General features: G+C 70.1%; 9 protein-coding genes. 7 read left to right on the plus strand and 2 right to left on the minus strand.

Going from position 1 to position 13,984, the window contains the following annotated elements:
• Nucleotides 1–34 precede the first annotated feature (34 nt).
• Nucleotides 35–2,977, minus strand: a complete 2,943-nt coding sequence (locus EJ357_RS42235) for a glycoside hydrolase family 3 protein (RefSeq protein ID WP_126397335.1) — start codon at nucleotides 2,975–2,977, stop codon at nucleotides 35–37.
• 462 nt (nucleotides 2,978–3,439) lie between these two features.
• On the opposite strand from EJ357_RS42235, the gene EJ357_RS42240 reads away from it, so the two are divergent.
• The 5 genes from EJ357_RS42240 (at nucleotide 3,440) to EJ357_RS42260 (ending at nucleotide 10,198) form a co-directional block, all read left to right on the plus strand.
• On the plus strand, nucleotides 3,440–4,066 hold the full coding sequence (locus tag EJ357_RS42240; protein WP_126397337.1) for a hypothetical protein: 627 nt from the start codon (nucleotides 3,440–3,442) through the stop codon (nucleotides 4,064–4,066).
• Between the two features lie 140 nt (nucleotides 4,067–4,206).
• Nucleotides 4,207–6,558 carry a sialidase family protein gene (locus EJ357_RS42245; protein WP_126397339.1) on the plus strand — a complete coding sequence of 784 codons (2,352 nt, stop codon included), beginning with the start codon at nucleotides 4,207–4,209 and terminating at the stop codon, nucleotides 6,556–6,558.
• Nucleotides 6,559–6,694: 136 nt separating this feature from the next.
• Entirely contained in the window at nucleotides 6,695–7,411 is a 717-nt protein-coding gene (locus tag EJ357_RS42250; protein WP_126397341.1) for a GH12 family glycosyl hydrolase domain-containing protein, read from the plus strand.
• A gap of 315 nt (nucleotides 7,412–7,726) precedes the next feature.
• On the plus strand, nucleotides 7,727–8,050 hold the full coding sequence (locus EJ357_RS42255) for a beta-galactosidase trimerization domain-containing protein (protein WP_267132826.1): 324 nt from the start codon (nucleotides 7,727–7,729) through the stop codon (nucleotides 8,048–8,050).
• Between the two features lie 15 nt (nucleotides 8,051–8,065).
• Nucleotides 8,066–10,198: an alpha-galactosidase gene (locus tag EJ357_RS42260; protein WP_126397343.1), complete on the plus strand. Its 2,133-nt coding sequence runs from the start codon at nucleotides 8,066–8,068 to the stop codon at nucleotides 10,196–10,198.
• 23 nt (nucleotides 10,199–10,221) lie between these two features.
• Here EJ357_RS42260 and EJ357_RS50350 read toward each other — a convergent pair whose 3' ends face one another.
• Complete coding sequence (locus EJ357_RS50350; protein ID WP_267132827.1) at nucleotides 10,222–10,350, minus strand: hypothetical protein; 129 nt, start codon at nucleotides 10,348–10,350, stop codon at nucleotides 10,222–10,224.
• Between the two features lie 463 nt (nucleotides 10,351–10,813).
• On the opposite strand from EJ357_RS50350, the gene EJ357_RS42265 reads away from it, so the two are divergent.
• Together EJ357_RS42265 and EJ357_RS42270 are read left to right on the plus strand one after the other, a co-directional pair.
• Nucleotides 10,814–12,607 (plus strand): hypothetical protein, encoded by a 1,794-nt coding sequence (locus EJ357_RS42265; RefSeq protein WP_126397345.1) that lies wholly within the window; start codon nucleotides 10,814–10,816, stop codon nucleotides 12,605–12,607.
• Nucleotides 12,608–12,843: 236 nt separating this feature from the next.
• A complete protein-coding gene (locus EJ357_RS42270) occupies nucleotides 12,844–13,470 on the plus strand; it encodes a VOC family protein (RefSeq protein WP_126397347.1) in 627 nt (208 codons plus the stop codon).
• Nucleotides 13,471–13,984: the final 514 nt, after the last annotated feature.

Below are 13,984 nucleotides of genomic sequence, written 5' to 3' on the forward strand. Positions count from 1 at the left end.
GCGGACCGTCTTCCTCACCGCGTCCCACCGGTCCTTACCGCGTCCCGCCGGCGATCGCGGCCAGGTGGACACTGCCCCGCAGAACGAGATGCAGATCGTGCACCCCGGTCACCCCCGCCGGGATCGGCGCGCTGACCGTGCGCCAGTCGTACCGGCCGTCGGTGCCGGCGGGGACATGGAGGCCGACGAGCAAGGTGCCGATACCGGGGCCGCCGTCGGCGTAGATCTCGACGGTCGCGTCCTCGGTCGTGCGGGACACCTCGGCCATGATGACGCGCGGTCCGTCTGGCGGTCCGCCCAGGTCGACCGAGCGGTAGCGCAGTCCGCAGTGGAGGGCACCGGTTGCCGGCGTGACCGCCTCCCCCTTCTCCCGGGTTGCGTCGACGAGCGTGCCGCCCACGCACTCGTCGAAGTCGACGGCCTCCAGTCGTCCGCCGATGAGACTGCGTGCGGGGAGGGCCGACGGCCCCGTCACGGTGAGGGGCGCCGTCAGGGCGATGGCTTCGGCCGAGTGCCCTATGAGGATCTCGTACTCGCCCGGGTCCACGGCGAAGGCGCCGGCTGAGACGGACCAATGGGCCAAGGCCGCAACGGGCATGTCGAACTCCAGCCGCCGTCGTTCACCGGCGGCGAGGGAGACCTTGCGGAAGTCCGTCAGTCTGCGTCTGGGCGCACGGTGGCGGGCGGTGAGTGCGCGAGTGTAGAGCTGCACGGTCTCGGTGCCCGAGCGCCCTCCGGTGTTGGTGAGCTCGACGCTCACGGTCAGGGTGTCGTCCTGTGCCGCTTCCCGGGCGGACAGCCGCAGGTCGGAATAGGCGAAGCTGGTGTAGGACAGGCCGTGCCCGAACGGGTAAAGCGGTGCGGCGTCGTGGTACTGGTACGTCCAGCCGGCGCTGATGATGTCGTAGTCGAGGCGGCCGGGCAGCGGGTCGTCGCCGCGGTACCAGGTCTGCGGGAGCCGTCCGGAGGGTTCGGCCTCGCCGAGCAGGAGCCCGGCGAGCGCTCGGCCCGTCTCCTGCCCGCCGTGGGAGGTCCACACCACGGCGGGCAGGTGCTTGTCCGCCCAGTCGACGGCGTACGGGTAACTGCTCATCACGACCAGCACCGACTCAGGGCGCTCGGTGGCGACGGCGCGCAGCAGGGCTTCCTGCGCGGGCGGCAGCGAGATGCCCGTACGATCCTCGGTCTCGCGGCCGTTGATGTGCGGGTCGTTGCCGAGGACGACCACGGCGACGTCCGCCGAGGCGGCGGCCGCGACGGCTTCGGCGATTCCGTCCCTGACGACCCTTCGGGTCCAGCGTTCCGCCTTCTCGGGGGCTTCGGCGCAGAGGGTGACCCGGCCGGTGGCGGGGTCCACGGCGGCGTATCGGCCGTTGCTGATGTTGCGCAGCAGTTCAGTGCCGTCCGGCTGGGGTTCCAGTCGGAAGGTCTCGTGGACGAACCAGCCGTTCGGTTGCGTCTGGTCGGCGGCGAGGGTGAGGTCCCCGTCCTTGAGGGTCACGTAGCGCTCCGTGCGCGCGTTGCGGAGGGTCAGCACTCCTTCACCCCAGTCGAACAGGTCGTGGCAGGCGTTGCCGCCCGCCTCCTGTTCGTCCGACGGAGCACCGGCCACCATGGGCCCGCCGGGGTCGAGCGCCGGGACGCGCAGGAGGCCTCCGGTGGAGGCGGCGCGCAGCGTGATCCGGTCGACTCCCTCCGCGCGGACCACTTCTGTGCCGTGCTCCTTGAGTGCCGCCTCCAGGCCGGTGGCGATGGTGATCCGGTACGGCATGGTGCCGCTGTACCAGTCCTCGAAGAGGGTGTCCGCCAACGGACCGACGAGCGCGACGCGCCCGCCGGGGGCCGGTGACAGCGGCAGTGCGCCGTCGTTCTTCAGCAGCACCACCGACTCCGTGGCGGCGCGCAAGGCGAGCGCCCGGTGTGCGGGGCTGTCCACGACGTCGTCGCGGATGCCGGCGTAGGGGTCGAGGTCCGGATCGAACTCGCCGAGGCGGAAGCGGATCGACAGATGGCGTCGCGCGGCGCGGTCGATGTCGGCCTCGGTGAGCAGTCCGCGGTCGACCGCCGTGCGGAGTCTGCCGAGGGTGAGGCTGCCGTCCTCGCCCATGTCGGTGATGCTGTCGACGCCGGCACGTACCGCCGCCGCGTGGGAGGTGGGGTGGTCGTCGAAGTAGTGCTCCGATTCGACCAGGTTGGTCACGGCTCCGGCGTCGCTGCAGATGAACAGCTCGTGACCGGTGGGCTCGGCCCAGCGCCGTACCTCTGTCTCCAGCAGTGGACTGACGTGGCAGGGACGGCCGTTGATGAGGTTGTAGGCCGGCATGACGCCGGTGGCGGCGCCGGAGGCGATGGCCGGGCGGAAGGCGGCGAGGTCGTATTCGTGCAGCACCCTGGGCGGCACCACGGACGAGGTGAGGTCGCGCTCGTCCTCGTTGTTGTAGGCGAGGAAGTGCTTCAGGAGCGGTGCCGTGCGCAGATAGACCGGGTGGTCCCCGGCCAGCCCGCGGCAGAAGCTGACGGAGAGCCGGCCGGTGAGCACCGGATCCTCCGCATACCCCTCCTCGTTTCTGCCCCAGCGGGGGTCGCGCAACAGGTTCACCACGGGGGCCCACACCTGCAGGCTGTGCCGGTGGCCATCGCCGCAAGGGCGCTGGTGGAAGGCGCGGGACTCGGTACCGACGGCCGTGGCGACCTCGTGCAGCAGCTCCTCGTCCCAGGTGGCCCCCAGCCCTGTCGCCTGCGGGAACACGGTGGCCGGCCCCAGCCAGGACACGCCGTGCAGGCCTTCGGTGCCGGTCTTGAAGGGGGCCAGCCCGAGACGGGGGACTCCTGGTGAGTACTGGTAGAGCAGCTCGATGCGCTCGTCCAGCGTCAGCCGGGAGATCAGGTCGTCGACTCGCTGTGCGAGGGGCAGCGCGGGGTCACGGAACGGCAGGTCGGTGGTGGGCGGCTCGGGGGGTGTGGCGGCAGTACTCACCTGAGAAGTCCCTTGCAGGAGGTCGAAGGAGAACGCGCGGGAAGCGTGGGTGACTGCGGACCGGGCGGCGTACGGCTTTCCTCGATCGCAGATCGTGCAGTCGAAGCGCTTCGACGTTGGCATGACGCTGAGTCGTGTGTCAATCACAGGTCGCTCAGCCGCCGCAAGTCGCTTTCCCGGCGTCGCCGCTTCCCTCTGAGGGTTTGCCTGGAAGGCCAGCTCACCTGAGGTGAAGCCGTATGGAGGGCGGGGCGCGCCGTCACTCTCGACCATGTCTGTTACCGAAAAGTGACCTGGGTGGCCCGTTGTCGCCCAGGAAACACAGCCTTAGTGTCACCGAAACGTCGAAGCGCATCGACTTGGATTCCTCCCGCCCTCCCGCCCTCCTGACTTCAGGCCACCGGCCGACGCAGGTCGGCCAGCCCGTCGGTCGGATCCACGAAAACGAAGGGCCGCAACGACATGAGCATGGAGATGAACCGCCGAGCCGTCCTGCGAACGGCCGCCGGCGTAGCGGGCGCCGCCTCTCTCTCACCTCTGCTGGCCGCCTGCGGCGGCAGCGGCTCCGGTGCCGGCAAGGGCGGCACCAGCAGCAAGAAGGGCCTGGCCGCCGCGCTGCCCGCCTATGTGCCCAGCACGGTCGGCAAGCCGGACATAGCATCCGTCAGATTCCCCAACGGAGCGGTCACGGAGCCGGGTTACCTCACATTTCCCGCCGAGCCGGTCGTCACGGTGAAGAAGATCCCGAGATTCATGAACGGGCAGGCCCAGACCGGTGGCCTGGTGGGTCGGCACCTGGCCGACCTGACGCCCTACCTGTCGGGCGACAACGCCAAGGAGTACCCCCACCTGGCGGCCATCCCCAGTAGTGGCTGGATGTCGGGTGCCTGGGAGAACAAGCTCTACGGCATCCCGTCCTCCAGAAGCATCTGGCCAAGGGCATGCTCACCGGCGCGATCAAGGGCTAGGGACGCACATGATGCAGCGCATCACCGAACGCCTCCCCGAGCACCAGGACAAGCACGCCTCGAGTTCGGTTTCGGTGGCCACGACCTGCTCACGCGGAGCCGGTCGGCACGGACGGGCTGACGCTCTCCGCCCGTGCGCGGCGGTACTGCGCCAGGGCTGACACCGTCCACCCACCCTTCTCCGACCACACCGGAGCCGACGGGACCGCTGCTTTGTGCGCAGCCCCGTACGGACCCGCACCCGAAAGGCAAGGACCCGTCATGAGTGATGTCCCGCACCTCTCCCGGCGAGGACTGCTGGCCGCCGGCGCGGCCGCAGCCGCTCTCCCTGTGTTCGCCCCCTCCGCTGCCTCCGCCGCGTCCGCCCACGCGGCCGGGAAGGCCCGACGCGTGCCCTACACCTTCCGCAACGCGGAGATAGTCGGCGGCGGCTTCGTCACCGGCATCATCTTCAACCAGAGCGAGTCCGGACTGGTGTACGCCCGTACCGACATCGGCGGCGCCTACCGCCTCGACAAGGCGTCCCGGCGGTGGATCCCCCTCACCGACTGGATCGGCTGGGACGAGTACGGACACACCGGCATCATCAGCATCGCCACCGACGAGGTCGACCCCGACCGCGTCTACCTGGCGGCGGGCACCTACACCATGCCCGAATGGGATCCGAGCATGGCGGCGATCCTGCGCTCGAACGACCGCGGCCGCACCTGGAAGACCACCCCGCTGCCGTTCCGGCTGGGCGGCAACATGCCCGGCCGGGGCATCGGCGAGCGGCTGGTGATCGACCCCAACCGCAACAGGATCCTCTACTTGGGAGTGCGCGGGGGCCACGGGCTGTGGCGCAGCACCGACCACGGCAAGACCTTCGCGAAGGTGACCAGCTTCCCCAACCCGGGCAACTTCGTCATCGACCCCACCGACCCCGACGGCTACAACGGCGACAACCTGGGCGTGCTGCAAGTCGTCTTCGACAAGCGCACCGGCAGAGCGGGCAGGGCCACCCGGACTCTCTACGTCACCGTCGCCGACAAGGACAACATCCTCTACCGGTCGACCGACGCGGGAGCGACGTGGGAACGCGTACCCGGGCAGCCCACCGGCTTCATCCCGCACCACGCGCTCTTCGACCACGTCGGCGGCCACCTGTACCTGGCGACCAGCGACACCGCCGGCCCCTACGACGGCTCCAAGGGCGACGTGTGGAAGCTGGACACCGCCACCGACACCTGGTCCCGCATCAGCCCGGTGCCGTCCACCAGCGACGACAACGCCTACGGTTACAGCGGCTTGACCATCGACCGGCAGAACCCGGACACCCTGATGGTGTCCACCCAGGTCAAGTGGTACCCCGACTGCATCCTCTTCCGCTCCACCGACGGCGGCGCGAGCTGGACCCGCGCATGGGACCAGGGCCCGAACTCCGAGCGCACCCTGCGCTACGACATCGACATCTCCGCCGCCCCCTGGCTGACCTGGAACGCCTCGCCATCGCTGCCCGAGATCGCACCGAAGCTGGGCTGGATGATGGAGTCCGTCCAGATCGACCCCTTCGACTCCGACCACTTCATGTACGGGACCGGAGCGACGATCTACGGCGCCGACAACCTGACCGACTGGGACAGCGGCGGCACGGTCCACCTGTCCGTGCGCGCCCAGGGCCTGGAGGAAACCTCTGTCCTGTGTGTGATCAGCCCGCCCGCCGGTGCAGCACACCTCTTCTCGGGCGTGGGCGATGTCGGAGGCTTCCGGCACACGGATTTCCACAAGGCACCGAAGATGTACGACAGCCCGACCTTCGGCGGCACCACGACCCTGGACTACGCGGAACTGGCGCCCCACACCATCGTGCGGGTCGGCCACCCCACCAGCGGCTGGACCCAGCACTTCGCCGTCTCCACCGACAGCGGCGACACCTGGAAGCCGTCGGGCAGTGAGCCGTCCGGAGTCACCGGGCCCGGAGACGCAGACCAGGCCGTCGCGATCAGCGCCGACGGCAGGCGGATCGTCTGGTCCCCGGCCGGCGCGCCGGTCAGCTGGTCCGACGACCACGGATCCACCTGGACGGCGTCGAAGGGGCTGCCGACCGGGGCCCTCGTGCGCTCCGACCGGGTGAACCCGGCGAAGTTCTACGCCTACAACTCCGGCGTCTTCTACCGCAGCACGGACGGCGGCAAGAGCTTCACGGCCACGGCGGCGACCGGTCTGCCCACCGCGGGAAACGTCCGGTTCAAGCCGGTCCCGGGCCACGAGGGCGACATCTGGCTGGCCGGCGGCACCACCAAGCCCACCACCCCCACACCGTACGGGCTGTGGCGGTCGACCGACTCCGGAACGTCCTTCACCAGGTTCAAGGCGGTGGACGAGGGCGACGTCGTCGGATTCGGCAAGGCCGCGCCCGGCGCCACCTACCCCGCCGTCTACACCAGCTCCAAGATCCACGGCGTGCGCGGCATCTTCCGGTCCGACAACGCGGGCCGGACCTGGGCCCGCATCAACGACGACCGGCACCAGTACGCCTGGACCGGCAACACCATGACCGGAGACCCCCGGGTCCACGGTCGCGTCTACTTCGGGACCAACGGACGCGGAGTCATCTACGGCGACCCGAAGTGAGGTCCGCCTCCCGGTCGCCTCGCTCCGCACCTGGCGTCCCGAAGAGGAGAGCGACGAGGCCCTGCCGCCAGGGCAGGACGACCGACTTCTTCTCTCCTGTGTGATCCCCCCACTCAGCACACATTCCGGAGGGCTGATGAAATTCCGTATCGGATGGGCCGCGCTTCTCGCGGCTCTGGTTCTCGTCTTCACTCTGCCGAACTCGGCAGTGGCAGCGTCACAGACGTACTGGTTCAAGCACTACTCAACCGGCGGCAACGCCTCGACGTGGTACGCCAACGACAACTCCTGGGGTGTGAACTCCCCGACCGGCACTGGCTTCGTCGCCATGGTCAACGGCAAGGACTGGGGCTGGTCTTCCCCGGTGACCACGCTCCCCAAGAAGATCGGCGCCGTCAGCCCCAACAACAACACGTGGTTCAGCCAGTCGGCCTGGCCGAAGTCAGGCTCGCGCTACAACGCCACGTACGACATCTTCATCGACCCCTACCCCGAGCCGAACAACCGCAACTCCAAGACCGAGCTGATGATCTGGCTCAACTGGTTCAACACCCAGCCGCTGGCCGACCGCTACGACGGGAACGGCAACGCGATCCCGACCGTGACCAACGTCAGCCTGGGCGGCCGCAGCTGGGACATCTACGACTACAACTGGCCGAACGGCGACCACACCCTCAGCTTCCTGGACAGGAGCAGGTCCGGCTGGTGGTCCGGCAGCCTCACCCCGTTCTTCAACTACGGCCTGAGCAAGGGCCTCTACACCAACGACCACTACCTCAACAGCGTCATGGCCGGCTGGGAATTCGGGCCGGGTGACTACACCGCCCACTCCTGGGGCGCCGTGGGCTTCTGACGCCGCCACAAGCAGAAGGGCGGACCAGTGACCTGCCGCCCTCTGCCCGGAAGCAGCGCCCCGACTCTCCGCAGGGAGCCCCGCCATGACGGCACGTAGCGTCACCGACCGCTTGGGCGGGCTCGCCTTCGGCGGGGACTACAACCCGGAGCAGTGGGACGAGCCGGTCTGGAAGGAGGACGAGGAGGGCAGGCCGTCCGCCTCCAGCGCCCACAACGGAGGAGCGGATCACCCTGTCGGACGGTTCGCACGGCACCGTCTGGAGCGAGTCCCTGCGCGCCGAGCGCGGAAACCGTCGCCGTCTGCACCCACGGCATGCTCACCGACAGTCCCGCGCTCACCCGGCACCGCTTCGGCACCGGTGAGGGCTGGTACCTCTCCACCCGCCTGGAGGACGCCGACTACGCCGCCCTGGTCCGCCGGCTGCTCGACGAGGCCGGTATCGAGCCCGAACCGCCGGGTCTGCCGACCGGTGTCGAAGCCGTCACCCGGCAGGCGCCCGACGGCCGCCGCCGGCACGTCCTGATCAACCACGGCGCCACCACCCTGCGCCTGCCGGAGCCCGCCCACGACCTGCTCACCGGGGCCGTCGCACACGAAGTGCCGCCCGGTGGCTGCGCGGTGCTGCGCAAGCCCTGACCTGGAAAGGCCACCATGAGCAAGGAACAGCGGAACTTCCGCTGGGGGCACGAGGCCCTTTGTCTGGAGATCGTCATCAATGACGACGGCAGCACGCGCCTGACACACCTCGGACTGCCCGGCGAGGCGGACAGCAGCCCCGGTACACCCCTGCCCCTGGTGGAGGTGACGGCCGCGGGCCACGGCCGCGGCTGGTCGGGGAGCCGTCTCGTCGACACCGGTCTCGGCGGGCGGCTGCGCCACCGGGCCCACCAGGTGACCCGCGACGGCGACTGGCACATGCTGACCGTTCACCTCCACGACCTGGAAACCGGGTTGTCCGCGGAGGTGACCTACCGGTCGCCGGACGGCCTGGCCGCACTCCGCAGCGAGGTGACCCTGCGCAACGAAGGGCAGGCCACGCTGCACCTGGAGTCGGTCAGCTCGCTCGTGGTGGGCTGCCTCACCCCGGACGGGCCCGCGGCCATCGACGGGGCGGACCTGCTGTGGGCGGAGAACGACTGGCTGGCCGAGTGCCGCTGGCAGCGACAGCCGATGCGCCTGACCACACCCGCCCTCAGCGGACGCGTGCACTACGGGCACGGCAAGGCCGGCTTCGCCCTGAACGGCCAGGGCAGCTGGTCCAGTTGCGGGCACCTGCCCATGGGCGGCCTCACGGACCGGCGCACCGGCCGCACCTGGGTGTGGCAGATCGAGCACAACGGCGGGGGCTGGCGCTGGGAGTGCCAGGAGCACGACCAGACCGCCTACGCGGCACTGTTCGGGCCCACCGACACCCACCACGGCTGGCGGCACCCCCTGGAACCCGGCGCCACCTTCCGCACCGTACCCGCCGCCCTGTCCTTCAGCCCCGACGGCGGCCCCGACGCCGCGTTCGCCGCGCTGACCCGCTACCGACGCGCCCAGCGCCGCCCGCACCCCGACCACCAGCGCCTGCCCGTCATCTTCAACGACTACATGAACTGCCTGATGGGCGAGCCCACCACCGACAAGCTCCTGCCGCTCATCGACGCGGCCGCCGACGCGGGCGCGGAGTACTTCGTCATCGACGCCGGCTGGTACGACGACGGTGACGGCTGGTGGACCACCGTCGGCGCCTGGGAGCCGTCCGCCTCCCGCTTCCCCGGCGAGAAGGGCATCCACGAGGTCCTGGACCGCATCCGGGAGCGCGGCATGGTGCCCGGCCTGTGGCTGGAGCCCGAGGTGATCGGCGTACGCAGCCCCATGGCCAAGTCCCTGCCCGACGAGGCGTTCTTCCGCCGCGACGGCGTCCGCGTCACCGAGTCCGGGCGGTACCACCTGGACCTGCGCCACCCCGCCGCCCGCGCCCACCTGGACCAGGTCGTGGACCGGCTGGTCGGCGAATGGGGCGTCGGCTACCTCAAGCTCGACCACAACATCGACCCCGGCTCCGGCACCAGCGCCCACCCCGGCGAGAGTCCGGCCGCGGGCCTGCTCGGCCACAACCGGGCCCACCTGGACTGGCTCGACGGCATCCTGGACCGTTATCCGCACCTGGTCGTGGAGAACTGCGCCTCGGGCGGCATGCGCTGGGACGACGCGATGCTGTCGCGGCTGCAACTGCAGTCCACCAGCGACCAGCAGAACCTGGACCGCTACGCGCCCATCGCGGCCGCCGCACCCACCGCCGTCACCCCCGAGCAGGGCGCCGTGTGGGCCTATCCGCAGCCGGACGACTCACTCGACGAGGTCGCCTTCACCATGGCGAGCGCTCTGCTGGGCCGTATCCATCTCTCCGGCGGCCTGCTGGAGTTGGGGCCCGAGGCCCGCGCCCTGGTCCACGAGGCGGTGGCCGTGTACAAGGCCATCCGCGCCGACCTGCCGCAAGCCGTGCCCTCCTGGCCCTTCGGCCTCCCCGCCTGGGACGACCCCTGGATCGCTCTCGCCCTGCACGCCACCACCACCACCTACCTCACCACCTGGCGCCGCCCCGGCGGCGAGGCCACCGCCACCCTGCACCTGCCCCACCTGCGCGGCTCCCACCTCCACGCGGACCTGCTCTACCCGTCCACCAGCAAGGCCACCACCACCTGGAACCCCGGCACCGGCGACCTCTCCCTGACCCTGCCCACCGCCCCTTCTGCCGTCCTTCTCCGTCTCGCCTGCAGGGAGACGAGCGCCGCTTAGCGGGGCACACCTCGGCGGGCTCCTTACAGGGGCCGGGCCTCCGCCCTGCCGAGCACCACCGTCCACCGGATCATGCGCATCGGCTCGGCGGTCCGGTACATCCGCACCGCACGCTCACGCAACTCCAGCGGGTACCTCCTCGGGGCAGGCATGCTCTGGGCGCCTCTCGAACGAGCGGCGCCTCCCGCGCACCAGTGTGGGCACACGGGCTCCGCCGACAGGTTGGTGGAGGCCGGCCGGTCGGTCCGGGCCTGTCGGTGCGGCACCAAGAGCATCAGCGGTCACAGTGCCGAGGGCAACAGCCGACAGCCGATCTAGCACAGTGGAACCATCCCAGCCCTCTGACGTGCAGATACTTGGGGTGCCATCGCGCGCGACTTCCCGATCGTCATCCCGGCCATCCGGAGGGCCGCGCATGTCCACGCGCGGGGATGGGGCGCCCCACCGAACCCGGCCTGACCGACCGTCTGTTCGGCGGTCGCGGCGGAGCCTACCTCCTGACGGCCCTCGGCGTGGTCGGTCTCGTGCACGTCCGGGCGGGGCGGTCGGTATGGTTGCGCCTCGTCGATGATCGACGGACTGTGCGCGGCCGGGGCCGTGGGGGAGGGATGGGGCGTGGGCAGGTTGCCTGACGTGTTCGCGGTGCCTCGGATGATGCGGCATTTCGCGGCCACCGGCGAGGGACTGCCGCCCGACGGCACAGTGGAGCTGGACGCGCCGGATTCCGCTCTGCGGGCAGCGCTCTCCTCGGCCCGGTCAGGTGCCTGGGCACCGGCGGCGGAACTGTTGGCACAGGCGCGCATCGCGCGCGACTGGGAACGGCGCGGTGAGTACAGCTCCGCCCTTGCCGAACTCGCCCTGCACCACACCGGATGGCTCGAGGACTGGCGTCAGGAGAGGCCCTTCGATGCCGATCTCGGCCTGGTGGCGGCCGAGTTGGAGATCGACCGTGCCTGGCAGATACGTACCGCCGCGCGCGCCCGCCACGTGTCGCAGGAGCAGTTCCGGGCGTTCCACACCGTCCTGCGCGACGCGGAACCGGTGCTGCGGACGGCCGCCGACCTCAACCCCGAAGACCCCGTCCCCTGGCGGATCCTCATCGCCCACGCCATGGGGCTCGGAGCTCCTCGCGAGGTGTTCGACGAGTATCTGGTCCGGGGGCGCGAAGCCGACCCGCATCACGTGGGGCTGCATGCCCGCGCGGTTCAGTACCTGGCACAGAAGTGGTACGGCTCGCACGCGGAGATGTTCGAGTTCGCCGAGTCGGCCGCCGCGGCGTCCCCTGAGGGTTCACCGCTGCGTGGACTGCCTCTGCACGCGGTCACCGAGTACGCGCTGGAGCACGAGGCGGGGATCGGACAGGGGCCGCTGGCGTGGTCCAGGATCGAGGGGCTCGTCGAGTCGGGCCTGGAGCTGTCCGCCGCGTTCGGGCCGGGCGACCGGCGGGCGGCGGGCTTCCGCAATCACCTCGCGCTCGCGCTGATCCGCTCGGGGCGCGAGGCCGAAGCCCTGGAGGTCTTCCGCCTCATCGGCACCGACGCGCGCACATTCCCCTGGGCGTACCTGGGCGATCCGCGGGAGATCTTCCTCCTCATGCGCCAGGGAGTTCGCGCCCATGTCGCCCGTCGGACACCGTACTTCGGCGGCTCCGCATCAGCGCCGACCGCCGTCGCCCCGTCGAACGCGGCGAACACCGCGAGCACGGCGGATACGACGGACGCAGACACGACGGATGCAGCGGATACGGCCCGAGCGACGCCCCCGCCCCCGCCCGCGGCCATGGCCATCGCTCTGGCCGGCGCACCACTGCGGGACGTCCGCGAGGCAATTCTGATCACCGGCACGACCATGCGTCTCGTCCCGGTACCCGGCAATGCGACTTTCGTCGAGACTGCGCCCTCAGCGGAACCTCCGGGCCGCCGCAAGGGTACGCGCACGACCCTGCTCGGCGAGGGCAGCTTGCCCCGGCTGGCCCGTACCTTCAGCCGGGGTGAGAGGTGGCCGGTCCTGGTGGCGGCCAAGGAGGGCGCTGACTACACCCTCCACCTGTACCGCGACGGCCGCCTGGTGACCGCTCACGCCTGGTGGGCCGACCCCGCCGGGATGCCGACGCAGGAAGAGGCACTGGACCGGGCGACCGCGCTGGCGGCTGCCTACGGCTTGAAGGACCATCGACCCCTCACCGCGGTACTGCGCGGTACCGGTGATCCACGACAGCACCTCGACGAGGCGTTCGCCACGCTCGGGCTCCCCTCACTCCCGGCCGGCTTCGGGTATCGCCCCGAGCCCCTGGCCGAGGTGCGGGGTGCCCAACTGGTCGAGCGGCGGTCCTTCTTCCGCGCGATCAAGGAGTCGCTGTCCTCCGAGCGCGACCGAGCCTCTGACGGGGAGCTACCCCCACTGACCTGACCTGACCTGACCGGACCTGATCGCGCCGCGTGGAGCGCGTGCGCGATCAGCGGCGCCGTCGTCAGCCGTACGACCTGCCGCCACGCGTCGTCTGTCGCGAGCCTGCCGATGGTGGACCTCGGTCACCGAATGGAACAATCCCGGCGGGATCGCGCCGTACGCACGCCACGGTCCTGTGAGGTTCCGGTCAGGAATCGAGAAGCGCAGTTCTCGTGGTCGTAGCTAGCGTCTGTGTCATGACTTCCATCGCATCCGTCACCCTTGAGGTGGCCGACCCCACAGCCGCCGACCGCTTCTACACCACCGCGTTCGAGCTGGGACGCCAGGTACGCCTGCGGGCGTCGGAGACACCGTCGGCCGGCTTCCGAGGTTTCACGCTGTCGCTCGTGGTGTCCCAGCCGGCCAACGTCAACGCCCTCATCGACGCAGCCGTCGAGGCCGGTGCCGCGACGCTGAAGCCCGCCAGCAAGTCGCTCTGGGGCTATGGGGGCGTCGTACAGGCACCGGACGGGACGATCTGGCAGGTCGCGTCGTCGTCGAAGAAGGACACCGGCCCGGCCACCCGGCAGTTCGACGAGCTCGTGCTCCTGCTCGGCGTCGAGGACGTGAAGGCCAGCAAGAAGTTCTACGTCGAGCACGGCCTCACCGTGGCGAAGAGCTTCGGCGGCAAGTACGTCGAGTTCGCCGCCGAGGCCGATCCCGTCAAGCTCGCGCTGTACAAGCGCAGTGGCCTGGCCAAGGTCGCCGGCATCTCTCCCGACGGCACCGGATCGCACCGGCTCACGATCGGCAGCGATGCCGAGCCTTTCACCGACCCGGACGGCTTCGCGTGGACCACCGCGTCGGAGACCGCCTCACTGTGAACCGGGTGACGCGGCTGGCTGCGGCCCGACGGTGAAGAGCAGGACCACCAGCTTGGACTGGCTGTACGTGGGAATCCTGTCGTACTCGACGGTCAGCTCGAGGTTCTCGAAGTGGATACGTGGTCAACGCGCGAACCAGAGTTTCAGTGGGACCCGCGCGACCCTCGCCCGGCTCAGAGCCGCTCCAACGCCCCGGTGACCATGCTGCGATTCAACCCGGGTGCAACCACCGTCCACGATGTCCCCGGACGTCGCCAAGCGACCACTCCCGCAGAAGCCGCCGCGCACTTCTCATTCGTCTGACACGTCCGACGTGTATCGGTCCCGCGCCGCTTCCGACTGACCGTCTGTATCAGGCGGGCCTGCTCGACGGCAGAACCCTCAAAAACCGCCGACATTCGATCACAAGCGACCAAAGTCCGTCCTACAATTCCCTCTTGCACCCACACGCCACCGACGCCGCATCGCGTTCCGGTCCGTGTGGTGGAAAACGGGGGGTTTGGTGAGGCAACGA

The organism is Streptomyces cyaneochromogenes (assembly GCF_003963535.1).
Lineage (GTDB): Bacteria > Actinomycetota > Actinomycetes > Streptomycetales > Streptomycetaceae > Streptomyces > Streptomyces shaanxiensis.